This window comes from Arthrobacter sp. N1, assembly GCF_048288285.1.
Taxonomy (GTDB): Bacteria; Actinomycetota; Actinomycetes; order Actinomycetales; family Micrococcaceae; genus Arthrobacter_D.
The window spans coordinates 1,333,996-1,358,586 of record NZ_CP102608.1; the positions used below are offsets into that span (position 1 = coordinate 1,333,996).

Annotated in this window: 21 protein-coding genes and 1 pseudogene; 21 read left to right on the top strand and 1 reads right to left on the bottom strand. The window is 70.4% G+C overall.

All coding sequences use genetic code 11. The features are described from left to right. Positions 1-18 precede the first annotated feature (18 nt). Positions 19-1,143 (bottom strand): polyprenyl synthetase family protein, encoded by a 1,125-nt coding sequence (locus NVV32_RS05995; RefSeq protein ID WP_422391696.1) that lies wholly within the window; start codon positions 1,141-1,143, stop codon positions 19-21. A 131-nt stretch (positions 1,144-1,274) separates the two neighbouring features. Between NVV32_RS05995 and dinB the strand changes: the two genes are divergently transcribed. From dinB to lspA, 21 genes and pseudogenes are all read left to right on the top strand, one after another. Then, a complete protein-coding gene (gene dinB / locus NVV32_RS06000) occupies positions 1,275-2,744 on the top strand; it encodes a DNA polymerase IV (RefSeq protein WP_422391697.1) in 1,470 nt (489 codons plus the stop codon). A gap of 230 nt (positions 2,745-2,974) precedes the next feature. Then, positions 2,975-3,352: a DUF3040 domain-containing protein gene (locus NVV32_RS06005; protein WP_055772293.1), complete on the top strand. Its 378-nt coding sequence runs from the start codon at positions 2,975-2,977 to the stop codon at positions 3,350-3,352. A 403-nt stretch (positions 3,353-3,755) separates the two neighbouring features. Next, the gene (mraZ, locus tag NVV32_RS06010) at positions 3,756-4,187 is read left to right on the top strand and encodes a division/cell wall cluster transcriptional repressor MraZ (RefSeq protein WP_055772290.1); all 432 of its coding nucleotides are present in this window, start codon (positions 3,756-3,758) and stop codon (positions 4,185-4,187) included. A 253-nt stretch (positions 4,188-4,440) separates the two neighbouring features. Further along, positions 4,441-5,442: a 16S rRNA (cytosine(1402)-N(4))-methyltransferase RsmH gene (gene rsmH, locus NVV32_RS06015; protein WP_422391698.1), complete on the top strand. Its 1,002-nt coding sequence runs from the start codon at positions 4,441-4,443 to the stop codon at positions 5,440-5,442. Next, positions 5,439-6,125: a hypothetical protein gene (locus tag NVV32_RS06020; RefSeq protein ID WP_055772285.1), complete on the top strand. Its 687-nt coding sequence runs from the start codon at positions 5,439-5,441 to the stop codon at positions 6,123-6,125. The genes rsmH and NVV32_RS06020 overlap by 4 nt, the downstream gene beginning before the upstream one ends. Positions 6,126-6,191: 66 nt before the next feature. Beyond that, positions 6,192-7,994, top strand: coding sequence for a peptidoglycan D,D-transpeptidase FtsI family protein (locus NVV32_RS06025; RefSeq protein ID WP_422391699.1), 1,803 nt, complete (start codon positions 6,192-6,194; stop codon positions 7,992-7,994). A 57-nt stretch (positions 7,995-8,051) separates the two neighbouring features. After that, positions 8,052-9,638: a UDP-N-acetylmuramoyl-L-alanyl-D-glutamate--2,6-diaminopimelate ligase gene (locus tag NVV32_RS06030; protein ID WP_422391700.1), complete on the top strand. Its 1,587-nt coding sequence runs from the start codon at positions 8,052-8,054 to the stop codon at positions 9,636-9,638. Between the two features lie 6 nt (positions 9,639-9,644). Next, a complete protein-coding gene (locus NVV32_RS06035) occupies positions 9,645-11,180 on the top strand; it encodes a UDP-N-acetylmuramoyl-tripeptide--D-alanyl-D-alanine ligase (RefSeq protein ID WP_422391701.1) in 1,536 nt (511 codons plus the stop codon). After that, positions 11,177-12,277, top strand: a complete 1,101-nt coding sequence (gene mraY, locus NVV32_RS06040) for a phospho-N-acetylmuramoyl-pentapeptide-transferase (RefSeq protein WP_055772278.1) — start codon at positions 11,177-11,179, stop codon at positions 12,275-12,277. The genes NVV32_RS06035 and mraY overlap by 4 nt, the downstream gene beginning before the upstream one ends. Next, the gene (gene murD / locus NVV32_RS06045; protein WP_422391702.1) at positions 12,274-13,848 is read left to right on the top strand and encodes a UDP-N-acetylmuramoyl-L-alanine--D-glutamate ligase; all 1,575 of its coding nucleotides are present in this window, start codon (positions 12,274-12,276) and stop codon (positions 13,846-13,848) included. The genes mraY and murD overlap by 4 nt, the downstream gene beginning before the upstream one ends. After that, positions 13,849-15,324 (top strand): putative lipid II flippase FtsW, encoded by a 1,476-nt coding sequence (gene ftsW, locus NVV32_RS06050; RefSeq protein ID WP_422391703.1) that lies wholly within the window; start codon positions 13,849-13,851, stop codon positions 15,322-15,324. Further along, complete coding sequence (gene murG / locus NVV32_RS06055) at positions 15,321-16,442, top strand: undecaprenyldiphospho-muramoylpentapeptide beta-N-acetylglucosaminyltransferase (RefSeq protein WP_422391704.1); 1,122 nt, start codon at positions 15,321-15,323, stop codon at positions 16,440-16,442. The genes ftsW and murG overlap by 4 nt, the downstream gene beginning before the upstream one ends. A gap of 257 nt (positions 16,443-16,699) precedes the next feature. After that, positions 16,700-18,064, top strand: a complete 1,365-nt coding sequence (gene murC, locus NVV32_RS06060) for a UDP-N-acetylmuramate--L-alanine ligase (RefSeq protein ID WP_422392012.1) — start codon at positions 16,700-16,702, stop codon at positions 18,062-18,064. A 68-nt stretch (positions 18,065-18,132) separates the two neighbouring features. Continuing rightward, a complete protein-coding gene (locus tag NVV32_RS06065) occupies positions 18,133-18,891 on the top strand; it encodes a cell division protein FtsQ/DivIB (protein ID WP_055772269.1) in 759 nt (252 codons plus the stop codon). A 238-nt stretch (positions 18,892-19,129) separates the two neighbouring features. After that, positions 19,130-20,329 carry a cell division protein FtsZ gene (ftsZ, locus tag NVV32_RS06070; protein ID WP_422391705.1) on the top strand — a complete coding sequence of 400 codons (1,200 nt, stop codon included), beginning with the start codon at positions 19,130-19,132 and terminating at the stop codon, positions 20,327-20,329. Between the two features lie 3 nt (positions 20,330-20,332). Beyond that, on the top strand, positions 20,333-21,091 hold the full coding sequence (locus NVV32_RS06075) for a polyphenol oxidase family protein (RefSeq protein WP_082471560.1): 759 nt from the start codon (positions 20,333-20,335) through the stop codon (positions 21,089-21,091). Beyond that, the gene (locus NVV32_RS06080; RefSeq protein WP_422391706.1) at positions 21,088-21,849 is read left to right on the top strand and encodes a YggS family pyridoxal phosphate-dependent enzyme; all 762 of its coding nucleotides are present in this window, start codon (positions 21,088-21,090) and stop codon (positions 21,847-21,849) included. The genes NVV32_RS06075 and NVV32_RS06080 overlap by 4 nt, the downstream gene beginning before the upstream one ends. A 94-nt stretch (positions 21,850-21,943) precedes the next feature. Further along, entirely contained in the window at positions 21,944-22,465 is a 522-nt protein-coding gene (locus NVV32_RS06085; RefSeq protein WP_055772257.1) for a cell division protein SepF, read from the top strand. A gap of 60 nt (positions 22,466-22,525) precedes the next feature. Then, on the top strand, positions 22,526-22,816 hold the full coding sequence (locus NVV32_RS06090) for a YggT family protein (RefSeq protein WP_055772253.1): 291 nt from the start codon (positions 22,526-22,528) through the stop codon (positions 22,814-22,816). 146 nt (positions 22,817-22,962) lie between these two features. Then, the gene (locus NVV32_RS06095; RefSeq protein ID WP_422391707.1) at positions 22,963-23,634 is read left to right on the top strand and encodes a DivIVA domain-containing protein; all 672 of its coding nucleotides are present in this window, start codon (positions 22,963-22,965) and stop codon (positions 23,632-23,634) included. 268 nt (positions 23,635-23,902) lie between these two features. Then, positions 23,903-24,364 (top strand): annotated as a pseudogene (gene lspA, locus NVV32_RS06100) (signal peptidase II); the annotation flags it as partial. Positions 24,365-24,591 lie beyond the last annotated feature (227 nt).

Genomic DNA, 24,591 nt, shown 5'->3' on the forward strand with positions numbered 1-24,591 from the left:
CACGCACCCGGCCGCGCGTCAGGCAGTGCGAGTGACGGCGGCTTCGGCGAGGAGGCGCAGGGCCTCGAGCGACGTCGTATCGACATCGAGCTGGGCGAGGGCCCGGAAGGCCTCGGCTGATCGCTCCTCGATCAGGGTCTCGGTCTGGGCCAGCGCACCGCTCGCCACGATCAGCCCGCGGAGCGTGTGCACCGCGTCGTCGTCGAGCTCCGTGTCGCCGAGCATCGCGTTGATCCTCGCCCGGACGTCGCTGCCGCTCTCGCCGAGAGTGCGCGCGATCAGGAAGGTGCGCTTCCCCTCGCGCAGATCGTCGCCCGCCGGCTTACCGGTCACTCCCGGATCCCCGAACACACCGAGGACGTCGTCCCGGAGCTGGAAGGCCTCGCCCAGGGGGAGCGCAAAGGCAGAGAAGTCCGAGAGCAGCGCCTCATCGGCTCCGGCCAGTGCTCCGCCGAGCATGAGGGGCCGTTCCATCGAGTACTTCGCCGACTTGAAGCGCAGGATGTTGAGGGCACGGAGTTCGGCCTGCTCGGGCGTCTGGTCGGGCCCCACCGCCTCCTCGAGCAGGTCCAGGTACTGGCCGGCCATGACCTCGGTGCGCATGCGGTTGAAGATGGTGCGGGCAGCCTCACCCGCCTCGGCGGAGCAGGACGCCGTGAAGAGCTCCTCGCTGAACGCGAGGCACAGGTCCCCGGCCAGGATGGCTGCGGACACGCCGAAGCGCTCGGGGTCGAGATGCCAGCCCGCCTCCGTGTGGCGCGCGGAGAACTGCCGGTGCACGCTCGGCCCTCCGCGCCGGGTATCCGAGCGATCGATGATGTCGTCATGGATCAGGGCAGCGGCCTGGAAGAACTCCAGTGCCGTCCCGGCCGTCACCGGAGCCGCATCTCCGGGCGCGCCTCCCGCCGCGCGCCATCCCCAATAGCAGAGCAGGGCGCGCATCCGCTTACCGCCCCGGGTGAGTGTCGCGATGCTCGAGATGAGGGGCAGTGATTCCTCGGAGATGGCCGTCAGGACGTCCGCCTGGTCAGCCAGGAACTCGTCGATGGTCCTGGTGAGCGCGGACCGGAACAGGTCCTGCTCCGCCGTGATGACGTCAGGAGCGGGGCCGCCCGGATCAGGGGTGGCAGGTGCGGACAGCATGGATCTCCCGGGCGGTTCGACTGGGTCAGGTCCTCACACTCTATCGGGCGGCTCTGCCCCGGCCCGGCGGTACGGACGGGCCGTCGGATCCGCCGGGCCCGGCTGTCGGTGGCACTGCGTACGATGTGGGCGTGGTCAGGGATGAGGGTCGGACGCCGATCGAGCATGCGGAGTGCCGCATCCTGCACATCGACATGGATGCCTTCTTCGTCTCCGTCGAGCTGCTGGACCACCCTCATCTCCACGGCGTACCGGTAGTCGTGGGATCACCGTCCGGCCGGTCCGTCGTCCTGTCCGCGTCCTACGAGGCCCGCGCTTTGGGGGTGCGCTCGGCGATGCCGATGTCGGTCGCCATGCGCCAGTGCCCCACTGCGGTGATCCTCCCGCCGCACCATCGTCGGTACTCGGAGATCTCCGGACAGGTCATGCGGATCTTCCGGTCGGTGACGCCGCACGTGGAGCAGCTCAGCGTCGACGAGGCATTCCTCGACGTGGCCGGGTCCATGCGCCGGCTGGGCGGTCCGCGCGAGATCGGTGAGCAGGTGCGCGAGGAGATCAGTTCCACCCTCGGTATCACCGCGAGCGTCGGTGCCGCGACGACGAAGTTCGTGGCCAAGATCGCCTCCACGAGGGCGAAGCCGGATGGCCTCCTGCTGATCCCGGGTGACCGGACCGTCGCGTACCTGCACACGCTTCCCGTCTCCGCGCTCTGGGGGGTCGGCGCCAAGACACAGGAAGTCCTGGGCCGCATCGGCATCCGCACGGTGGAGGACGTGGCGCACACGCCGGTCACCACCCTGCGGCGCCTGCTCGGAAGCTCCGGCGAGCACGTGCACAACCTCGCCTGGGGGAGGGACCCGCGGCGCGTCGTCGTGGCCCGGCCCGAGAAGAGCATCGGAGCGGAGGAGACGTTCTCCAGGGACATCGACGACTCCGACGTCCTACGGCGGGAACTGCTGCGGCTGGCGCACCGCACGGCGACCCGGCTCCGCGCCTCGGGCAATCGGGCCGGTGGGGTGGCACTCAAACTGAGGTACGCCGACTTCTCCACCCTGACGCGGTCGAAGAAGTTCGATGAACCGGTCGACAGTGCCAACGCGCTGTACACGGCGGCGACGGCCCTGCTCGCCGCCCTCGGTGATCGGCCCATGGCCGTGCGGCTCATCGGCCTGCGTGCCGAATCGCTCGAGAGTGGCGGAGACGGCTCCACGCAGCTGACGATCGACCGGCGCGACGACAACTGGCGCCTCGCCGAGCGGGTGCTCGACGACGTGAACAGGAGATTCGGTGACGCCGGCGTCGTCCCGGCCGGGCTGCTCGCTTCCCGACGTGCGGACGAGCCCCGTAGGGGACGGGCGGGCGGGCCGCCGCCCGCCGCAGGTGACGCTGGTGCAGGTACCGCGGCGGGTGTGGGTGCTGGCGGAGGTGCTGGCGGAGGTGCTGGCGGACGCGCCGCTGGGCGGACTGGTGGAAGCGCGCTGGGCCGGGGCGGCGCGGTGCCGGAGGCGGAGTCCGGCAGGCGGGCCGGACACGACCAGGGGCCGGGCGCTGGCGGGTCCTCCCGGGGAGCCCCGCGGACCCACCGCGATCCGCGTGCCTGAGCGGTATACGGGGTCAGTATGCCTTCATGGAACCCCCCTCGGATTCCGCATTGTGACTTTGCGGGCACCACGTAGCAAACTAGTCTTGAAGCAGGTAGTCCAGCTGCCGTTCAGCGCGCTTTTGCAGCCTCCGGAGCCCGTGGTCATCGACCCCTCCACCGGGAACCTGGTGAGCGTGCGGGACGTTGGGTGGGTGGAGGAACGTTGGTACCCATATCAAGGAGGCGGTCATGGCACTCTCGGAACACGAGCAGAGGTTGCTTGATCAGCTTGAACAGCAGTTGCACGCCGACGATCCCAAGTTCGCGCACTCGATGGCGTCGGACACCCGCAAGTCGATGTCGACCAGGCGCCTGGTCATCGGTGCGCTCATCACGATCGCAGGCATCCTGGTCCTGCTCGCGGGCATCGTCAACCAGAACATCCTCATCGGAGTGGCCGGCTTCCTCGTCATGGGGGGCGGCGTCTACTTCGCGACGACCAAGTCGAAGCAGCTGGACCAGGGCCAGCCCGCGGGTAGGCCGACGAAGGCTCCGACCGGCGGGAAGAGCGGGTTCATGACGAGTCTGGAAGACAAGTGGGACGAGCGGAAGCGCGACCAGAGCTGATTCCCTGCCGGGCCACCGATGGTGACCCCGATACAGCCTCACTGCACCGGCGTGACCGGGCAGCCACGAACTGACGAGGACCCGCTACGGCGGGTCCTCGCTCGTTAACCGGTCATCCCCAGGCGTTCCACTGCCGCATGCACTGCTCTGCGCCGGGTCGGTGCCCCATGCCGACCGCCTCATACCGGCCGCCCCCTCCATCGCCCCCTCCACTTCGCTCCCCAGCGAGGCAGATAGCACCCGGCCGCGTGATCGCGGGGCGGACGGACGACGTCGGCGGAGCAATCCCGGGCGCGCCGCGCCCCGGATGCATTGACGGTGGAGAGTTGTGGAGTAAAGTGGGGAACATAAGAGCAAGGCAGCATCGAGCTGGGCTTGGCGGACTCAGAACAGGCGGTCAGGGATGTTCCTCGGAACTCATACCCCCCGTCTGGACGAGAAAGGCAGGCTCATCCTCCCGGCGAAGTTCCGCGACGAACTGAGCGAGGGGCTGGTCCTGACCCGGGGCCAGGAACGGTGCATCTATGTGTTCAGTGCGAGTGAGTTCGAGAGGGTTCACGAGCAGATGCGGGCCGCACCCATCTCGTCACGCCAGGCGAGGGACTACAACCGTATCTTCCTGTCGGGAGCCTCGGACGAGGTGCCCGACAAGCAGGGCAGGATCACCATCCCACCGGCCCTGCGGACGTATGCAGGGCTCGACCGCGACCTCGCGGTCATCGGAGCAGGAAGCCGCGCCGAGATCTGGGCGGCGGATGCCTGGGACTCGTACCTGACGGAGAAGGAGACCGCCTTCTCCGAGACGGACGAGGACGCTTTCCCGGGAATCATCTGATCCACGGCGCAGGACAGGCAGAACCAGCAGTACTAGCAGTACCAGCAGTACCAGCAGCACCCGACGCGAACGGATTCACCTCTTGGATGAGATCTCCAGCCGCCGGAGCAGGTACGACTCCTGGCTTCACTTCCCCGAAGCCAGGCGGAGACCGTCCGGCCGGATGGGGGTCTGATCCCAGAGATGGACCATCGCCCCACGCCTGCAGGGACACCGACATCACGAACGACGAACTGCAGGAGGGAGAGCGCGCATGGGGGAGAACCGGCCGACGGGCGAGCGACACGTCCCCGTCCTCCGGGACCGCTGCGTCTCCCTCCTTGCTCCCGCGGTCGAGGCAGCAGCAACAGCCGGACGCCGGCCGGTGGTCGTCGATGCGACCCTCGGCATGGGCGGCCATTCCGAGAGCATGCTCGAGCGCTTCCCCTCCGCGCACCTCGTCGGGATCGACCGCGACACCGAGGCGCTGGGCCTCGCCGGGGAACGCCTGACGCGCTTCTCCGACCGCACCGACCTGGTCCACGCCGTCTACGACGATCTGCCCGAGGTGCTCGAGGACCTCGGGATCGGGGGAGTGGACGGCGTCCTGTTCGATCTCGGCGTCTCCTCCCTGCAGCTCGATGAGCGTGACCGTGGCTTCGCCTACTCCTACGACGCCCCCCTCGACATGCGCATGGACACGACCACGGGCATCACGGCCGCGGAGGTCGTCAACACCTACGCCGAGGCGGATCTGCTGCGTATCATCCGGACCTGGGGCGAGGAGAAGTTCGCGGGTCGCATCGCGACGGCGATCGTCCAGGCCCGCACCGCGCGTCCGTTCGGCACCACGGCGGAGCTCGTCGAGGTCATCCGTGGGGTCGTCCCGGCCTCGGCGGCACGGACCGGGGGACATCCTGCCAAGCGGACGTTCCAGGCCCTGCGCATCGAGGTCAACGAGGAGCTGTCCGTCCTCGAGCGCGCCGTACCGGCCGCCGTCGCCTCGATCCATACGGGGGGTCGGGTGGTCGCGATGTCATACCACTCCCTCGAGGACAGGATCGTGAAGAGCTCCTTCGCGGCCGGCACGAAGTCCTCCGCGCCCCTCGGGTTCCCGGTCGAGCTCGAGGAACACAAGGCCTACCTCCGGTCCCTGACGCGTGGCACGGAAGCGCCCACGCCGGCGGAGATCGAGGAGAATCCCAGGGCGGCCTCGGCCAAACTGCGCGCTGTAGAACGAATCAAAGCCGGACCCGTCGACAGGACCAACGGATGAGCCAGACCCTGACTGTTGAGAAGCGGCACAGCGCCGCGGCCTTCGCCGGCAACGGAGCACTCGCCGTCGCGCCGCGCCGGCCGGCCGGTCTCTCCGACGGAGCGCCGGCGAGTGCGCGGCCGGAGGCCACGCAGAAAGTGCGGACGCCGCTCTCCGTGGTACCGGCGAGGCCCTCCCGCCGTCGCGTGCCGTTCGCCGTCTTCAGTCTCCTCGTCCTCGCCGGAGCCCTGGCCGCAGTCCTCATGCTCAACATCTCCGTGTCGGGGACGCAGTACGAGCTCGTGCAGCTGCGCAGCCAGCAGGTGGCACTCAGCCAGCAGAACGAGGCGCTCGTCCTCGAGATCGAGAACAAGGAGGCGCCGCAGAACCTCGCCGCCGCCGCGACGAAACTCGGCATGGTGTCCTCCCCGACGTTCGGGACCATTGAGCTAGATTCGAAGAAGGTGACGGGGACTCCGGAACCTGCGAAGGAAGGCCCGAAGCCCGAGGTCCTGATCGCCGCCCCGGACCTCGTCACCGAGCAGCCCGCTCCCGTAGTTGTCGAGGCGCCGGTAGCGGCCGATCCGGCACCCGCGGGCGCCGGTGCAGCGGACGAGGCGGCGGATGCGGCCGCGGACTCCGCGGCCGGCAGCACGGCCTCGGGGACCATCCCCGGTCCGGAGCAGGCCGCGTCCGACCGCTGACACGCGGGTCCTCCGCCGTCACCCGCTCCGCACGAACCGCCTGCACTGATCGACAAGGATTCCTCCGTGACCCCTGCACGCACCGGCAGCCCTGACAGCCTCCGACTGGTCCTCGGCTCGACCCGGCTCCGCGTGGGGCTTGCCTTCGTCCTCGTCCTCCTCATGGTGCTCGGTGTACGGCTCTTCCAGTTGCAGGGGCTCGATCTCGGCGGGATGGCCCAGGTGGGCCTGTCCAAGCGCCTGACGAACACCACTGTCGCCCCCGTCCGCGGCTCCATCGTCGACATGAACGGCAAGTACTTCGCCCGGAGTGTCGAGCGTTACGACATCGTCGTTGACCAGGGCCTCAGCGCCGTCGACGGATTCGACCGGACGGTCCAGGATCCCGACGACCCGGACAGCACCATCCGGGTCGACGTACCGATCGAGCAGGGGCTCGAGGAGCTCTCGGCGGTCCTCGGGATCGATGTGGAGACACTCCGGGGTTCGGTCCTGGGGGACAAGACCTTCAACTACGTCGCGAAGTCCGTCACGCCGGAGGTGAAGAACCAGGCGCTCGAGATCGGCATCCCCGGCGTCTACGCCGACAAGACGAGCGTCCGTACCTATCCGGCAGGATCGGTCGCCGGATCGGTCATCGGCTTCGTGTCCGACGACGGCACCCCGCAGGAAGGTCTCGAGTACTCGCTGAACGACCAACTCACGGGCACGGCGGGGAAGAGGACCTTCGAGATCGGCGGGGACGGTATCCGTATCCCCTACGCGACCAATGAGGACGTGCCCGCGGTGGACGGACAGAGTGTCCGCCTCACGATCGACCAGGATCTCCAGTGGTTCGCGCAGCAGACCATCGCGTCCCAGGTCAAGGACTACGACGCCGAGTGGGGCAACATCGTGGTCGTCGAGACCGGCACCGGCGCCATCCGTGCCATGGCGGAATCCACCACGCCCGATCCGAACGATCCCACGGCCACCCCTGCCGAGCAGCGGAGGCCGAACTCGGTCAGCGCCTCCTTCGAACCGGGGTCGACGACGAAGGTCATCACGCTCGCCGGCGCGCTCGAGGAAGGGCTGATCGAGCCGACGTCGAAGTTCACCCTCGACAACCGGTACACGGTGGGGGACCAGACGTTCAAGGACGCCTGGGAGCACGGCACCGAGAAGCGCACGGCCGCCGGCATCCTCGCGAAGTCGATGAACACGGGGACCGTGCAGATCGGCGAGAAGCTGACCAAGCAGGAGCGGTACGACTGGCTGAAGAAGTTCGGGATCGGCGAACCGCTCGGCACCGGCCTGAACGAGGAGAACCAGGGGCTTCTCAGCACGCCGGACAACTGGGACGATCGCCAGCAGTACACGGTGCTCTTCGGGCAGGGGCTCACGCAGACCGCGCTGCACACCGCGATGGTCTACCAGACGATCGCCAACGACGGCGTCCGGCTGAAGCCCCGCCTGATCGACGCCTACATCGACCCGGACGGCACGGAGCACCTGGTGCCGCAGGCCGAGGGGACCGAGGTGGTCTCGGAGAAGACGGCCGCAGAGATGCGGAAGATGCTCGAGACCGTCACCGAGGAGGGGTCCGGGAAGTCCGGCGAGCTCGAGCAGTACCGCGTGGGCGCCAAGACCGGCACGGCGGAGGCGCCGGGAGCCACCGGCGGGTACGACGGCTACACTCTGTCCTACGCCGGGATCGCCCCGATCGAGGACCCGAAGTACGTCGTCGTCATCACGCTCCAGCGCCCCCAGGGTGACCTGTACTACCTGATCCCCGGGGAGTCCTTCCAGAAGGTCATGCAGCAGGCCCTCAATTCCGACAACGTCCCGGCCTCGACGACGAAGCCGGACATCTACCCGGTCGAATACTGACCCGGAGGCCACAGCACCGTGCATTCCACCACTCCGCAGGGACGCGCCGCTTCCCTGATGCGTCCGCATGAGCCGCGGCCGATCGGCCTGGCAGCGGCCCTCGCTGCAGCCGGCCTGCCGGTCGGTCCCGGGACCGGGCACCTGCCCACCGTCTCGGGCCTCACCCTCGATTCCCGCGCCGTCCTGCCCGGCGACGTCTACGCCGCCTTGCCCGGCGCCGCCCGCCACGGCGCCGGTTTCGCCGACCAGGCAGTGCTGGCGGGTGCCGTCGCGGTCCTGACGGACGACGTCGGCCGGGAGCTGCTGGGCGACGGCGTCGCCGTGCCCGTCGTCGTCGTCCCCGACCCCCGGCGCGTCATCGGACCGCTGTCGCGCGTGATCTTCGGGGGCGGTGCCGCGGACGACGGTGGGGCGCCGACGCTGTACGGCGTCACGGGGACGAACGGGAAGACCACCACCACCTACTTCGTCAACGCCCTCCTGGAGGCACTCGGCCATTCGACCGGACTGATCGGCACGATCGAGATCCGGGCCGGCGGCGACGCCATCCCGAGCGCGCTCACCACGCCCGAGTCCCCGCAGGTGCACTCGCTCCTCGCCCTCATGCGGGAGCGTGGCATCGATGCGGCCTCGATGGAGGTCTCCTCGCACGCCCTGGAGTTCGGGCGTGTGGACGGCGTCCTCTTCGACGTCGCCGGGTTCACCAACCTGACGCAGGACCATCTGGACTTGCACGGCACGATGGAGGAGTACTTCGCCGTCAAGGCCGCCCTCTTCACGGCGGAGCGGTGCCGGACGGCGGTCGTCCTCGTCGACGACGCGTGGGGCCGGCGCCTCGCGAGGACCGCGGACGTGCCCCTCCTCACCGTGTGTACGGACGGCGGCGACGGGTCCGGGCCGGCGGCGGACGCCGACTGGACGGTCACCGACATCGAACGGAGCGGCCTCGGCCACGCCTTCGCCCTGGAGTCGCGTGACGGGCGCCGCCTGCGCGTCCGCAGCGGGCTCCCCGGGACCTTCAACATCTCCAACGCGGCCCTCGCGGCCGTCATGGTGCTGGCGTCCGGGGTGTCCGAGCACGACCTGCAGCACGCACTCGATGCCCACGACCCCTTCACCACCGAGGTACCCGGCCGCATGCAGCTCATCGCCGAGGAGCCGGCGTCGATCGTGGACTTCGCGCACAATCCCGACGCGCTCGAGCGGACGCTCGCCTCGGTGCGCCGCCCCGGGGGCCGGGTCATCGCGGTCTTCGGCGCCACGGGACAGCGCGACGAATCGAAGCGGCCCGTCATGGGCGCCGTGGGCGCGCGACTCTCGGACGTCCTCATCATCACGGACGACGATCCGCACGACGAGGACGAGGCCGTCATCCGCCGCGCCGTCCGGTCCGGCGCGGACGCAGCCGTCGCGGAGGAGGGTCTCGACTGCGAGGTCCTCGAGGTCTTCCCCCGTGCCGACGCCATCGACCGCGCCGTCGCCCTGGCCACGGCGGGGGACACCGTGATCATCGCCGGCCGCGGCCACGAGGTGTGGCAGGAAGTGAAGGGCATCAACCTGTCCCTCGACGACCGCGTCGAGCTGCGTTCCGCGTTGACAAGGCACGGATTCTCTGGGCTTTCCGCCGCCGGGATAGAGTCCTGAACCGTCATGATTGAATTCAGCGCAGCCGAGATCGCGGCACTCACGGGCGGGGTCCTGGTCGGTATCGACCAGCACGGGCCTGCCATCACCGTCACCTCCGCCGCCACCGATTCCCGCGAGTGCACGCCCGGTTCGCTCTTCGTGGCCAAGCCCGGGGAGGAGTCCGACGGCCACCTGTTCGTCGGAGCAGCCTTCGATCGCGGCGCCGTGCTGACCCTCGCCGAGCGGGAGGTCGCGGCGGCCGACGGCGCACCGTTCCCCTCCGTCGTCGTCCCCGACGCCGTCCTGGCCATGGGAGCCCTCACCGCCGAGTCGGTGCGGCGCCTCCGCACGGCCGGGGACATCACCGTCATCGGGATCACGGGTTCCGCCGGGAAGACGACCACCAAGGACCTGCTCGCGGGGATCCTCGCGACCATGGGCCCCACCGTGGCGCCCCGCGGCTCCTACAACGGGGAAGTGGGTGTTCCCCTCACCGTCTTCGAGGCGGACCTGGACACGCGTTTCCTCGTGATCGAGATGGGTGCCACGAAGCCGGGCCACATCGCCTACCTCGCGTCCCTCGTGCAGCCGGACATCGGCGTGGTCCTCGGCGTCGGGTCGGCCCACGCGGGCGAGTTCGGCGGCGTTGAGAACATCGCGAAGGCCAAGGGCGAGCTCTTCGAGGCGCTCACCGCCCAGGGCACCGCCATCATCAACGCGGACGACGAGCGCGTCCTCGCGATGCAGACCCGGACGCCTGCCCGGCGCGCCTTCTTCACCTCCTCCGACGACTTCGCGTCGGACGGCAGCACGGTGGTCCGTGCGAGGAACAGCACCACGACTCCGGAGGGCAACCCCTCCTTCACGCTGCAGTTCCCCGACGGGAGCGAGCACGACGTCGTGTCCCCGCTGCTCGGCCTGCACCACACGACCAACCTCCTGGCCGCGGCGGCGGTCGCGTTCGCCGTCGGGTGTGCGCCCGAGGCCATCGCCTCGAGCCTCCGGACGCAGGCGGCCGCCAGCCGCTGGCGTATGGAGCGCACGGAGCGCACCGACGGCGTCACCGTGATCAACGACGCCTACAACGCGAATCCGGAGTCCATGCGCGCCGCCCTCCGCACCCTCGCCGAACTCGGCGGCGGGCGCAGGCGCACCTGGGCCGTCCTCGGCGAGATGCTCGAACTGGGGGACCGCTCCATCGAGGAGCACGACCTCCTCGGGCGGGTGGTCGTCCGGCTGAACATCTCGAAGCTCATCTGCGTGGGACCGAACACCAGGGCCCTCTTTAACGGGGCGGTGCTCGAAGGCTCGTGGGGGAGCGAGGCCGTCCATGTCGACGACGCCGACGCGGCCGAGCGCATGCTGGCGGCGGAACTCGAGCCCCGCGACATCGTCCTCTTCAAGTCCTCCAACGGCGCAGGCCTCCGATTCCTCGGCGACCGGATCGCGCACGCCGTGGCCGACGCCTCGGTCTCGGCCGGTCCGGCGGCCACCGACGAGCGCGACGCCGCCGGGGCGACCGCCGACGCAAACCCCTTCGGAAAGGCCGACCAGCAGTGATCGCACTCCTCATCGGCTCGGCCTCCGCGCTGTTCTTCGCCTTCGTCGGCACCCCCCTCTTCATCAGGCTCCTGGTGCGGAAGGGCTACGGCCAGTTCATCCGCGACGACGGTCCGACGGCGCACCACACCAAGCGCGGCACCCCGACCATGGGTGGCGCGGTGATCGTCGGCTCCGTCCTGCTGGCCTATTTCCTGACGCACCTGATCATGATGGCGACCGGGTCGCCCGTCGGCGGCCCGAGCGCCTCGGGCCTGCTGCTGCTGTTCCTCGCCGCAGGCATGGGGCTCGTCGGATTCGCCGACGACTACATCAAGATCTCGAAGCAGCGCAGCCTGGGCCTCAGTGCCCCGGCGAAGATCATCGGCCAGTCGGCGGTCGGCATCGTCTTCGGCGTCCTGGCCCTCGGGTTCCCCAACGAGCAGGGCCGCACGCCGGCGTCCACCGCGATCTCCTTCATCCGCGACCTGCCGATCGACCTGGCCTTCGCGGGGACGGTCGTGGGGGCGATCCTCTTCGTCATCTGGTCCAACCTCATCATCACGGGTGCCAGCAACGGCGTTAACCTGGCGGACGGCCTCGACGGCCTGGCCGCAGGGGCATCGATCCTCGTCTTCGGCGCCTACATGCTGATCGGGATCTGGCAGAGCAACCAGAGCTGCGGTTCGCCCGGGGCGGGAAGCGTCTGCTACGAGGTCCGGGACCCCCTGGACCTCGCCCTGATCGCCGGCGCCATGTGCGGTGCGCTCGTCGGGTTCCTGTGGTGGAACACCTCGCCTGCGAAGATCTTCATGGGGGACACCGGGTCACTGGCCATCGGCGGTGCGATCGCCGGGTTCGCCATCCTCTCGCGGACCGAGCTGCTCCTGGTGATCCTGGCCGGTCTCTTCGTGATGATCACCCTGTCGGTCATCATCCAGGTGGGTTACTTCAAGCTCTCCGGTGGCAAGCGGGTCTTCAAGATGGCACCCCTGCAGCACCACTTCGAACTCAAGGGCTGGGCCGAGGTCACCGTCGTGGTCCGCTTCTGGATCCTGGCCGGACTCTTCGTGGCCGTGGCACTCGGGATCTTCTACGCGGAATGGGTCGTGGGATGAGCGGGGCCGAGGGAACCACCGGGCGCGTGCTGGAGACCGATCGCGTCAGGGACCTGACCACCTGGGACGCCGACTGGGCGGGCCTGCGCGTCGTCGTCGCCGGGATCGGGGCATCCGGCTTCTCGGCGGCGGACACCCTGATCGAGCTCGGCGCGGCCGTCGTCGTCGTGGATGCCGGTGCGACCGCCGGCAACGAGGCGAAGGCCGACACCCTGCGCATCGTCGGAGCGCGCGAGGTGCTCCTCGGCGCCGAGCACGCGGAGGCGCTCCCCCTCGTCGATGGCGAGCAGGCCGAGCTCGTGGTGACCTCGCCCGGATGGCGGCCCACGCGGCCCCTCCTCGCCGGGGCCGCTGCCGCGGGCATCCCTGTCTGGGGGGACGTCGAACTCGCCTGGCGTGTCCGGATCCGGGAGGGACGGCCGACGGCGGACTGGCTGACGATCACCGGGACCAACGGCAAGACGACGACGGTCGGCCTGACCGAGGCCATGCTCCTCGCCGGCGGGAAGCGGGCGGTCGCGGCCGGCAACGTGGGCACGCCGATCCTCGACGTCATCCGTGACCCGCAGGGCTTCGACGTCCTCGCCGTCGAGCTCTCCAGCTTCCAGCTCCACTGGGCCCACTCGATCTCGCCGCTCGCGAGCGTCTGCCTCAATATCGCCGAGGACCACGTGGACTGGCACGGCAGCTACGAGGCCTACCTCGCTGCCAAGGCCTCCGTCTACGAGCGCACGCGTGTCGCCTGCGTGTACAACGCGGAGCAGCGGGAGACGGAGGCGATGGTCGAGGAGGCCGACGTCGTCGAAGGATGCCGCGCCGTGGGCTTCACAACCGGCACGCCCTCCATCAGCATGATGGGCGTCGTCGAGGACCTCCTCGTCGACCGCGCCTTCATCGAGCAGCGCAAGGACTCCGCAGCCGAGCTGGCGTCCGTGTCGGAGCTGGGGGAGGTGGTCCCGCGCCACCTCGTCGCCAACGCACTCGCCGCTGCCGCCCTGGTCCGCGCCGCCGGACTGCCGGCTGCCGCGGTCCGCGACGGCATCCGGGCGTACCAGCCCGGGGAGCACCGCATCCAGGTCGTCGCCAACGAGGGCGGCGTGCTCTGGATCAATGATTCGAAGGCGACCAATCCGCACGCCGCCTCCGCCTCACTGGCGTCCTTCCAGTCGGTCGTGTGGATCGCGGGCGGGCTGTCCAAGGGCGTCTCCTACGACGATCTCGTGACCCGGCATGCGCGGCGGCTGCGCGCCGTCGTCCTCGTGGGACAGGATCCGGCGCCCCTGCAGGCTGCCCTCGCCCGACACGCACCCGATGTTCCGGTGTCCCTCCATCCGAGCCTTCACACTGGACACGGGCACGACGGCGGATCGAGCGATCCGGTCACCGGCGACGCCCTCATGCAGTGGGTCGTCTCCGAAGCAGCGGGGATGGCCCGTGACGGTGACACGGTGCTCCTTGCGCCGGCCGCCGCATCGATGGACCAGTTCTCCTCCTACGCGCACCGGGGGGCCGCCTTCATGGCGGCCGTCCGTGCACGTGGCGATCAGGGGACAACCGCGAAGGAGTCGTAGATGGTGACCACGCCAACCCGTGGAGGCGGACGCAAGCCCTCCGCCCGGGCGGCCCGGCCCACGGACTCGGGACGACCGGGCACGTCGAACGCTCCGACGGGCGCCGCATCCGGTAGCGCACCGGCCGGTCAGCGCGGCACGCGGGGCGGAGCGTCATCCGGCAGCAGGTCCGGGACGGGTGCCCGCGCGAAGGCAGGGGCCTCCCTCGGGAGGGCCGCGGCGGCGACCCCGGAGAACGCCACCGAGGCGGACCAGGGCCGCGGGGTCCGCGCGCGGCTCCGTCGCGGCTGGCGATTCCTCGAGGGCTCCGACCGGGCGCCCTCCGGCTCGAGCTACTACCTGATCCTCGGCTCGGCCCTCGCGCTGACCGCCATCGGCCTGCTCATGGTGCTCTCGGCGTCATCGGTCGAGGCGATCTCCGACGGCAAGGATTCGTTCGACCTCTTCCTCAAGCAGGCGGTCTGGGCGAGCGCCGGGCTCGTCCTGATGCTCGTGCTGTCCCGGCTCGGTCCCCGCGCCTACAAGGCGCTGGCCTGGCCGAGCCTCGCCATCGCCGTCGTGCTGCTCGTGCTGGTGCTCGTCATCGGCGTCGAGATCAACGGCAACAAGAACTGGATCCAGATCGGCAGCCAGACCTTCCAGCCGTCCGAGCCGACCAAGCTGGCCCTCGCGCTCTGGTTCGCCGCCGTCCTCGAGCGCAAGAAGGCCCTCATCCGGGACTGGAAGCACGCGATGATCCCGGCCATCCCGTTCGGTGGACTGCCGATCGGACTCGTCCTGATCGGTGGTGACCTCGGCACCGGCCTCGTCCTCATGATGATCGCCGGAGCCGCCCTGTTCTTCGCCGGTGCTCCGCTGAAGCTCTTCACCCTCGCCGGTCTCGCCGCCCTCGCCGGATCCCTGCTGATGGTCGCCACCAGTTCCAACCGTGGCGGGCGCATCAGCGCGTGGCTGCGGCTGAACTGCGACGACGGCGCCGACCTGTGCCTCCAGTCGGACAACGGGCTCTTCGCCATGGCCTCGGGCGGCTGGTTCGGCGTCGGGATCGGGCAGAGCCGGCAGAAGTGGAACTGGATCCCGGAGGCCCACAACGACTTCATCTTCGCCATCATCGGCGAGGAGTTCGGGCTGCTGGGGACGCTCGTCATCATCCTGCTCTTCGGGATCCTCGCCGTCGCCACCATCCGCGTGGCGCTGCGCTACACCGACCCGTTCGTGCGGATCCTCATGGGGTCGATCCTCGTGTGGCTGATCGGGCAGGCCTTCGTCAACATCGGCATGGTCACCGGCCTGCTGCCCGTCATCGGCGTGCCGCTGCCCTTCATCTCCTACGGCGGCTCGGCGCTCACCTTCACGCTCGCCGCCGTCGGGGTGCTGCTGTCCTTCGCCCGCAAGACCCCGCATCCACCGAACCCCGTCCCGGCGGGCAGCAGTCCCGCCGTATCCACCGCCGGAAGAAGCCACACACCTTCATGACACACCCCTCCACGCCCGGGCGCACGCTGTCCGTGGTCCTCGCCGGCGGTGGCACCGCCGGGCACATCAGCCCCCTGCTGGCCATCGCCGGCGCGATCGTCGACCAGCGGCCGGGCACCCGCATCACCGCCGTGGGGACCGAGGCCGGCATGGAGACGCGGCTCGTCCCGGCGGCCGGCTACACGCTCCGGACCATCGACCGCGTCCCCTTGCCGCGGCGTCCGTCCATCGACCTGGTCAAGCTGCCGGCCCGCCTGCTGCGGGCCGTGCGGCAGGCGCGCGCCATCGTCGCGGAGGCCGGGGCCGACGTCGTCGTCGGGGTGGGCGGATACGTGTCCACGCCCGTCTACCTCGCCGCCTGGTCGCGGCGCGTCCCCGTGGTCATCCACGAGGCGAATGCCCGGCCCGGTATCGCCAACCGGGTGGGCGCCCGGATCGCTGCCACGGTCGCTGTCGCCTTCGAGGGGACGGGGCTGACCGACGCCGTGCTGGTCGGCATGCCGATGCGGCGCAGCATCGCCGACCTGGACCGCACAGCGGAACGGGGGACCGCCCGCGCCTCGCTCGGTCTCGATGCGGACCGGCCCACCCTCATCGTCACCGGCGGTTCCTCGGGAGCCGCGAGCGTCAACCGTGCGGTCGCCGGGGCTGTCCCGGACCTCGTCGCGGCCGGCGTGCAGGTCCTCCACATCACGGGCCGCGGCAAGGCGGTCCTCGGCGACGACGGTGCGCCGATGACGCTCGAGGGCTACCACCAGGTCGAGTTCGTCGACGGGATGGAGCGCGTGTACGCGGCCGCGGACCTCCTCGTCGCGCGTGCCGGGGCCGCGACGGTCAGCGAGGTCAGCGCTGTCGGCGTGCCGGCCGTCCTGGTGCCCCTTCCGCACGGCAACGGCGAGCAGCGGCTCAATGCGGCGGGGCTGGTCGCGGCCGGCGGGGCCCTGCTCGTCGAGGATGCCGACCTCGGCCCGGACTGGATCCGGCGGAAGGCCCTCCCGCTCCTGGCGGATCCCGCGCGGCTCGCCGCGATGTCGGCTGCCTCCCGCGCCCAGGGTGTCCGCGACGGTGACCGGCGGATGGCCGGACTCGTCCTCGCCGCAGCGGAGGACGGACGATGACGCCCGATCCGCACCGGCCGGGAGCGACGGCGGGACGGCACGGCAGCCCTGACAGCATTCCGCCCGCGGGCGGCACCTCGGAAGGATCCGGCATCAGCACGGACGAGACCACGGCATCGACGGGACAGACGGCACCGACGGCGACATCGCCCGGGGACGCAGGACAGGGCGGCGACCCCGCGCCGGCCGTGGCCGCTCCCCGGCACGCAGGGGGACTGCAGGAGCCCGTGCACTTCATCGGGATCGGGGGCGCCGGCATGTCCGCCGTCGCCCGCGTGCTCCTCGGCCAGGGGGTTCGCGTGTCCGGTTCGGATGCCGCCGAGTCGAAGGGCCTGCGCGCCCTCGCCGCGCTCGGCGCCGTCGTCCACGCGGGCCACGAGGCGGCGGCGGTTCCGGACCGGGGGACCGTGGTGGTGTCCTCGGCGATCCGCGCGAGCAACCCGGAGCTCCAGGAGGCGCGCCGGCGGGGACTTCCCGTCATCCACCGTTCCGAGGCACTCGCGGCGGCGATGACCGGCCGGCGTGTCGTGGCGGTGGCCGGCACGCACGGCAAGACGACGACGACGGCCATGATCACGGTGCTCCTCCGGCAGGCCGGGCTTGCACCCTCCTTCGCCATCGGGGGCGACGTCGCGGCCCTGGGCGTGAATGCCGAGTGGGCCGGCGGGGACGTCTTCGTGGCGGAAGCCGACGAGTCGGACGGCTCGTTCCTGAACTACGACCCGAGTGTCGCGGTCGTGACCAACGCCGAGGCCGACCATCTCGACCACTACGGCACGGCCGAGGCGGTCCACGAGGCGTTCCGCCGGTTCGCGGGGAGGGTGTCCGAGGACGGACTGCTCGTCGCCTGCGCCGACGACCCGGGGTCGGCAGCGCTGGCCGCAGCCGTCCCGACCACGCGACGCGTGCGCACCTACGGCTACACCGGGACGGCGGACATCAGGATCAGCGACACGAGGGCGCTCGGCAGCACGACGAACAGCATCCTCTCCTTCGCCGTGGACGGCCTCGACGCGCAGCAGGAGCTCCAGCTCGGCGTGCCGGGCCGGCACAACATCCTCAACGCCGCGGCGGCCTTCACGGTGGCCCTGGAGCTGGGCGTCGACCCGGCTGTCGCCGCTGCCGGGCTGTCCCTCTTCTCCGGTGCCGCCCGCCGCTTCGAGGCCCGTGGCGAGGGCGACGGCGTCCGGGTGTTCGACGACTACGCGCACCACCCCACGGAGGTGCACGCGGCCCTCACCGCGGCCCGCACCGTCGCGGGGGAGCGGCGGGTGCACGTCCTGTTCCAGCCGCACCTCTTCTCCCGGACCCGCGAGTTCGCCGCCGGTTTCGCCGACGCCCTCTCGCTGGCCGACACGACGACGGTCCTGCCCGTCTACGCCGCGCGCGAGGACCCGGTGGACGACGTCGGCGGCTGGACCATCACGGAGCGCATGACCGGGGCGGAGGCCGCCTACGTCGCGGATCCGGAGGAGGCGCTCCGGACCGTCGTGGGCCGGGCGGCGGAGGGCGACCTCGTGCTCACCATCGGGGCGGGGGACGTGACGCAGTACGGCGTGCGGCTCGTCAGCCTGCTGCGGGACCGGGCTGCTGCGGCGGGAACCGGTGGGGTGTCCGGATGAAGCCGCGCAGGCCCACGGTGGCGAGGGTCACCACGCCCTCCGGCGGCAGTCCGTCCGGCCGGGGGAAGGTGTCCTTGCTCGAGAAGCCCGACGGCGCGCTTCCGGTGGGGAAGGTGCTCGACTTCCCCGCCCCGCGCCGCTCGCACCGGCTGCGCAACGTCATCCTGGCGGTCACGGCGGCCGCCCTCGTCCTCGGCGGGGTCGTCGCCTACGTCGTGTTCTCGCCGGCCCTCGCGCTCAGGACCGTCGTGGTGGAGGGCAACACGCTGGTGTCGACGGAGGAGATCCACGCCGCGCTCGCCCCGCTCTCGGGGACCTCGCTGACGCAGATCTCACCAGACCGAGTGAGGGGGATGCTCGAGGACAAGGCGCCGATCGAGGACGTCAGGATCGCGGCCGAGCCGCCGTCCACCCTGGTCGTGACGGTGCAGGAGCGGATCCCCGTCGCGGTCCTGCAGAACGGCGCGGACGTGGTACTCATCGACGCCGAGGGCCGCCAGCTCGCACGCGTGGCCGATCGTGCCCAGGTGAAGCTCCCGCTGATCGACGGCGGGACGAACGCCGTCAACTCCGAGGTGTTCTCCTCGATCACCGCAGTCCTCGCCGAACTCCCGGTGTCGGTGCTCTCGCGACTGAACAGCGCCTCCGCGGCCAGCGTCGACTCCATCAGGCTCTCCCTGACGGGGGACCAGCGCATCTTCTGGGGCAGCTCCGAACGCAGCGCGGAGAAGGCCGAGGTGCTGGAGGCCATGCTGGCGATGCCTGCGAGCGATCCGCCCGTGAAGGAGTTCGACGTGAGCACCCCGGACCGGCCGGTCACCCGCTGAGGGGTCCGGTGAGTCCGGGAGCGGACTGCACGGACGGCTGCTCCGGACACGGCGACACGCCCGACACGCTGAGGCCGGTGGTTGCAACGCGTTGCGCATGCACTAGCGTCGTCCATAGAAGTTACTTGACATAACGTTAACTCTCAACCTGAACGTTAACGTTGTCTTGGGTGAAGGTTGAAGCCGGATCAACGGCAGCCCCCGTACAGCACACAGATTCGAACAAGGGACACAGGACGTGGCAGCACCTCAGAATTACTTGGCCGTCATCAAGGTCGTCGGCATCGGCGGCGGCGGCGTCAACGCCGTCAACCGGATGATCGAGGTCGGGCTCCGCGGCGTGGAGTTCATCGCCATCAACACGGATGCCCAGGCGCTGCTGATGAGCGACGCGGACGTCAAGCTCGACGTCGGACGAGAACTGACGCGTGGGCTCGGCGCCGGAGCGGATCCCGAGGTGGGCCGCCGGGCCGCCGAGGACCACTCCGAGGAGATCGAGGAGGTCCTCCGCGGGGCCGACATGGTGTTCGTCACCGCGGGCGAGGGTGGCGGGACCGGAACCGGCGGAGCGCCGGTCGTCGCGCGCATCGCGCGCTCGCTCGGCGCCCTGACCATCGGCGTGGTCACGCGCCCCTTCACCTTCGAGGGCCGGCGTCGCTCGAACCAGGCCGAGAGCGGCATCGACACCCTCCGCGAGGAGGTCGACACCCTGATCGTCATCCCGAACGATCGCCTGCTCTCCATCAGCGACCGCAACGTGTCGATGCTCGACGCGTTCCGCTCCGCGGATCAGGTGCTCCTCTCGGGTGTCCAGGGCATCACCGACCTCATCACCACCCCGGGCCTGATCAACCTCGACTTCGCGGACGTGAAGTCCGTGATGCAGGGTGCCGGTTCGGCACTCATGGGCATCGGCTCCGCCCGTGGCGAGGACCGTGCCGTCAAGGCCGCGGAGCTCGCCATCGCGTCACCGCTGCTCGAGGCGTCGATCGACGGCGCACACGGCGTGCTGCTCTCCATCCAGGGTGGATCGGACCTCGGCCTGTTCGAGATCAACGAGGCCGCACGCCTCGTCCAGGAGGTCGCCCACCCCGAGGCGAACATCATCTTCGGTGCCGTGATCGACGACGCCCTCGGCGACGAGGCGCGCGTGACCGTCATCGCCGCCGGCTTCGACCAGGTGGACGCCACCTCCCAGCCTGCTCCCGCCTCCGTGCCGTCCTCACGGCCGGCATCGGCGCCGAGCGTCGGCGGTGATGCGCAGCGCACGTCCGGTGCAGCGACCGCGGGCCTCGGTGCCTGGTCGCAGCAGCGCGCCCAGAGCGTGCAGGCAGTCCCGGCCGACTCCGGTTTCGACGTCGACCTCCCGGCGATCGTCGAGCCCGATCTCTCCGCAGGCCGTTCCGACGACCTCGACGTCCCCGACTTCCTCAAGTAGTCCGTGGACAGAACCGTCGATCCCGGCCGGACCTCCCCGTTCCACTGGAACGAGGAGGTCCGGCCGGGGTTACGGGTGGCCTTCACCGCGGTGGGGGCCGGGAATCTCGCGCTGCATGTCGGTGACGACCCCGATGCCGTCCGGCAGAGCCGGCGCCGCCTCGAGGCTGCGCTGGGGGTCCGCCCCGACACGCTGCGCTTCATGAGCCAGACGCACTCCGACCGGGTGGCGCTGCTCGGGGCGTCGGACAGTGCCGAGCGCGTGCCGCCGGACGCGGACGCCATGGTCTCGGCGACGGGCTCCGAGCCCCTCGCGGTCCTCGTGGCCGACTGCGTCCCGATCGTCCTGGCGGACGCGGACCCCGACGACGGCGGCACCGGCGCTACCGCCGTCGTCCATGCGGGCCGCGCAGGCGTCGCGAACGGCATCGTCGTGAAGGCGGTCGAGGAGCTGCGGCGCCGTGGCGCCGCGACGATCACCGCCTGGATCGGCCCGTCGGTCTGCGGATCCTGCTACGAGGTGCCCGACGCCATGATGACCGAGCTCGCGCGGGAGATCCCCGTGGCTGCGTCCCGTACCCCCGCGGGGACGGCAGCGCTGGATCTTCCCGCCGCGGTCCGGCACCAGCTCGCCCAGGGAGGCGTCACCGTCGAGGAGCTGCGGGGTGCCGCGCCGTCGTGTACACAGGAGAACACGGCGCTGTTCTCGCACCGGCGTGAGCCGGGGGCCGGTCGTCTCGCCGGGCTGGTCTGGCGCCCATGACCGGCGACGGACAGGACGGGGACCGCGGATCCGCCCGCGCCCAGGACCTCGAGCAGCGTCTCGCCGCCGTTCGCGCGAGGATCGGAGCTGCCTCCGCGGCAGTCCGGCGCGAGGAGCCGCGCCTGATCGTCGTCACCAAGTACTTCCCCGCCTCCGATGTGCGGATCCTCGCCGGGCTCGGCGTCACCGACGTCGGTGAGAACCGGGACCAGGAGGCGGCCGCCAAGGCGGAGGAGCTCGAGGCGCTCCCGCTCACCTGGCACTTCATCGGACAGCTGCAGACCAACAAGGCCAGGTCAGTCGTCCGCTATGCCCACAGTGTCCACTCGGTGGACCGGGCCACCCTCGTCACGGCCCTCGGCAAGGCCGTCCGGGGAGAGCAGGAGCGCCGTGCGGAGGCGGGGGTCGCGCCGCGGCCGGACCTCGAGTGCTTCCTGCAGTTCACGCTCGAGCCGGACGCCGCACCGGGCGGCAGGGGAGGAGCGCTGCCGGCCGACGCGCACGCGCTGGCGGAGGTCGTCACCGCAGCCGACGGCCTCCGCCTGGCGGGCGTCATGGCCGTCGCCCCGCTGGGCGCGTCGGCGCCCGAGGCCTTCACCCGCCTGCTGGAGATCTCGGCGTCGGTCCGTGCCGTCGACCCTGCGGCGACCGCCGTCTCCGCGGGCATGAGCGGTGATCTCGAGGACGCCGTCGCCGCCGGAGCGACACACCTGAGGATTGGTTCTGATGTCCTCGGTCCGCGTCCGGCCGTGGGGTAGCGTTCGAGCTAGAACGGCGGAATATCAGGCGTCCGGGCCCTGTGCGACGGGCCCCCGGAGCCGCACCTCATCCACTCTCATGACAGGAGCCACCATGGCCGGCGCACTGCGCAAGACGATGATCTACCTTGGGCTCGCCGATGGTGACGAGCACTACGAGCCCGAAACGAAGAATGCGCAGAGCAGGAACGAGGACTACACAGTGGACTACGACCGCGACGAACGACGCCTCGAGCCGGCTCCGGCCGTGAGCCGCGTGGCCCCGGCGGAGGAGTACCGTGCTCCCGTGACCCCGATCAAGCGGGCGCCCTCCTCACGCGAGGACTCCGCCGCCCTGCGGCAGATCACCACGATCCACCCCCGGTCCTACAACGATGCCAAACTCATCGGCGAGAGTTTCCGCGACGGTATCCCGGTCATCATGAACGTGACGGACATGGGGGAGTCCGACGCCAAGCGCCTCGTCGACTTCTCCGCAGGGCTGGTCTTCGGCCTCCACGGCAGCATCGAACGGGTCACCAATAAGGTGTTCCTGCTGTCGCCGTCGTATATTGAAGTCCTCGGCGAGGATCTGAAGGCAAGCGAAGCACAGACCAGCTTCTTCAACCAGAGCTGAGCCCCGCGGCCGTGACGGTCGCACGAGACCCATCACGGCCCGAAGGACTGGAACAGCCCTGTGAGTTTGGTATTCGCCCTGATCTACCTGGTACTGATGCTGTTCCAGCTCGCCCTGATCCTGCGGATCGTCTACGACGCCGTGCAGGGCTTCGCGCGGGACTGGCGTCCCCAGAAACTGGCACTCGTGCTCGCCACCGGCGTGTACTCGGTCACCGATCCGCCCATCAAGGCGCTGCGCCGACTCATCCCGCCGCTTCGACTCGGTGGCGTGCAGCTCGACCTCGCGTTCCTGGTGCTCTTCATCCTCGTCCTGATCCTGATGTCCGTGTCCAGGAGCCTCGCCGCATAGCGTCGAGTCCGTTTCGTGATGGACTTCCCGACCGGATACGCTGGTCCACAGTTCGACGCGAGCCCCGCCGGTCGCGTCCGCAATCCGGTACCGCAGCACTGTCCGCCTCTTCGGCGGGCCGGCATCTACCAGTATGAGGTGACCCCATGGCCCTGACGCCAGATGACGTTGTCAACAAGAGGTTCCAGCCCACCAAGTTCCGTGAGGGCTACGACCAGGACGAGGTCGACGACTTCCTCGACGAGATCGTCGTCGAACTCCGCCGCCTGAACCAGGAGAACGAGGACCTCCGCCGCAAGCTCGCTGACGGTTCGTCGGACACCCCGCAGGCCACGACCGTGCCGGCCCCCGTCGCCGCGAGCTCGCACACCGAGGACGCCGGAGCCGAGGGCACGACGCCGGACAGTGTCCCCGCCGAGGTCGCCGCGGACGTCGAGGAGCCGAACCCCGCTCCAGCACCGGCGGCGCCCGCCGCCGCAGCACCCGCCGCCTCGACCGCCAGCGCGGAGTCCGCCGCTGGCGTCCTCGCCATGGCGCAGCGCCTGCACGACGAGTACGTGAACGCCGGCGTGGAGCAGCGTGACAAGATCATCGCCGAGGCCCAGATCGAAGCCAACGGCCTCGTCAACGATGCGCAGGAGAAGAGCCGCAAGACGCTCGGGGATCTCGAGGAGCAGAAGACGGTGCTCGAGCGCAAGGTCGAGCAGCTGCGCGGCTTCGAGCGCGACTACCGTGCACGCCTCAAGGCCTACATCGAGGGCCAGCTGCGCGATCTCGACTCCCGCGGCTCGCTGGCGTCCGACGCTCCGGCCTCCTAGCAGGACCGTCGGCCCGATCGCGGGCCGCCGGGTGAAGGGCCGGTGACCGGGGCATGGACCCCGGGAGCCGGCCCTTCGCCGTCCGGGCCGCCGTCCCAGGTGGCCGTCGTCGCACCTAACCCCTGGATGGACCGTGAACGAGCACCAGCCGACCGACCCCGCTGCCGAGACGACACCCTCCGGGGAGCGCGGCACGGCAGGCCAGCACGGGGCCGCGCAGGGCGCCGACTCCCGCCACGCCCGGCAGGCCCCGTGGCGCTACGGCGTCGTGATGCTGCTGTGCACGCTGGTGGCGTACACGCTCGATCAGCTCACCAAGTGGTGGGTCGTGTCGACGATGAGCGAGGGCCAGGTGACGCCCGTGATCCCGCCGGTCCTCTCCTGGCGCTTCATCCGCAATCCCGGCGCGGCGTTCTCGATCGGCACCGACTACACCTGGGTGTTCACCATCATCATGGTGGTCGTCGCGACGGCCATCGTCCTGCAGGTCCGCAAGGTCGCCTCGTGGGGCTGGTCGGTGGCCCTGGGGCTGGTCCTCGGCGGCGCCCTCGGCAACCTGACCGACCGGCTCTTCCGTGAACCGTCCTTCGGGCAGGGGCACGTCGTCGACTTCATCGCCCTGCCGAACTTCGCCATCTTCAACATCGCGGATTCCGCCGTGGTCAGCGGCGTAGTGCTGATCTGCCTCCTGACGCTGCGCGGTATCGGCATGGACGGTCGCCGCACCTCCGACGACGCCCCGGATGCCCCGGATGCCCCGGACGTGTCGGACACTCCGGCCGACGCGGCGACCGCCGGATCGGCGCCCGCGACAGATCCGGGCACGACGCCGGGCACGAGGTCAGGGTCGACCCCGGGCACCACGTCAGGTCCGACGCCGGAGCAGGCGACCCCGGGTGCGAAGCGGGCCCCGGAGACGACGTCGGGCACGACGACGACCGGCACCAGCCCACAGGA

Bases quoted from the DNA above. Each gene is read 5' to 3' on its own strand.
- NVV32_RS06095 (WP_422391707.1), top strand. From the start codon at position 22,963: ATGGCCCTGACGCCAGATGACGTTGTCAACAAGAGGTTCCAGCCCACC.
- NVV32_RS06035 (WP_422391701.1), top strand. From the start codon at position 9,645: ATGATTGAATTCAGCGCAGCCGAGATCGCGGCACTCACGGGCGGGGTC.
- NVV32_RS06080 (WP_422391706.1), top strand. From the start codon at position 21,088: ATGACCGGCGACGGACAGGACGGGGACCGCGGATCCGCCCGCGCCCAG.
- mraZ (WP_055772290.1), top strand. From the start codon at position 3,756: ATGTTCCTCGGAACTCATACCCCCCGTCTGGACGAGAAAGGCAGGCTC.
- NVV32_RS06085 (WP_055772257.1), top strand. From the start codon at position 21,944: ATGGCCGGCGCACTGCGCAAGACGATGATCTACCTTGGGCTCGCCGAT.
- NVV32_RS06030 (WP_422391700.1), top strand. From the start codon at position 8,052: ATGCGTCCGCATGAGCCGCGGCCGATCGGCCTGGCAGCGGCCCTCGCT.
- murD (WP_422391702.1), top strand. From the start codon at position 12,274: ATGAGCGGGGCCGAGGGAACCACCGGGCGCGTGCTGGAGACCGATCGC.
- NVV32_RS06020 (WP_055772285.1), top strand. From the start codon at position 5,439: ATGAGCCAGACCCTGACTGTTGAGAAGCGGCACAGCGCCGCGGCCTTC.
- murC (WP_422392012.1), top strand. From the start codon at position 16,700: ATGTCCGCCGTCGCCCGCGTGCTCCTCGGCCAGGGGGTTCGCGTGTCC.
- rsmH (WP_422391698.1), top strand. From the start codon at position 4,441: ATGGGGGAGAACCGGCCGACGGGCGAGCGACACGTCCCCGTCCTCCGG.
- NVV32_RS06005 (WP_055772293.1), top strand. From the start codon at position 2,975: ATGGCACTCTCGGAACACGAGCAGAGGTTGCTTGATCAGCTTGAACAG.
- ftsW (WP_422391703.1), top strand. From the start codon at position 13,849: ATGGTGACCACGCCAACCCGTGGAGGCGGACGCAAGCCCTCCGCCCGG.
- murG (WP_422391704.1), top strand. From the start codon at position 15,321: ATGACACACCCCTCCACGCCCGGGCGCACGCTGTCCGTGGTCCTCGCC.
- NVV32_RS05995 (WP_422391696.1), bottom strand. From the start codon at position 1,143: ATGCTGTCCGCACCTGCCACCCCTGATCCGGGCGGCCCCGCTCCTGAC.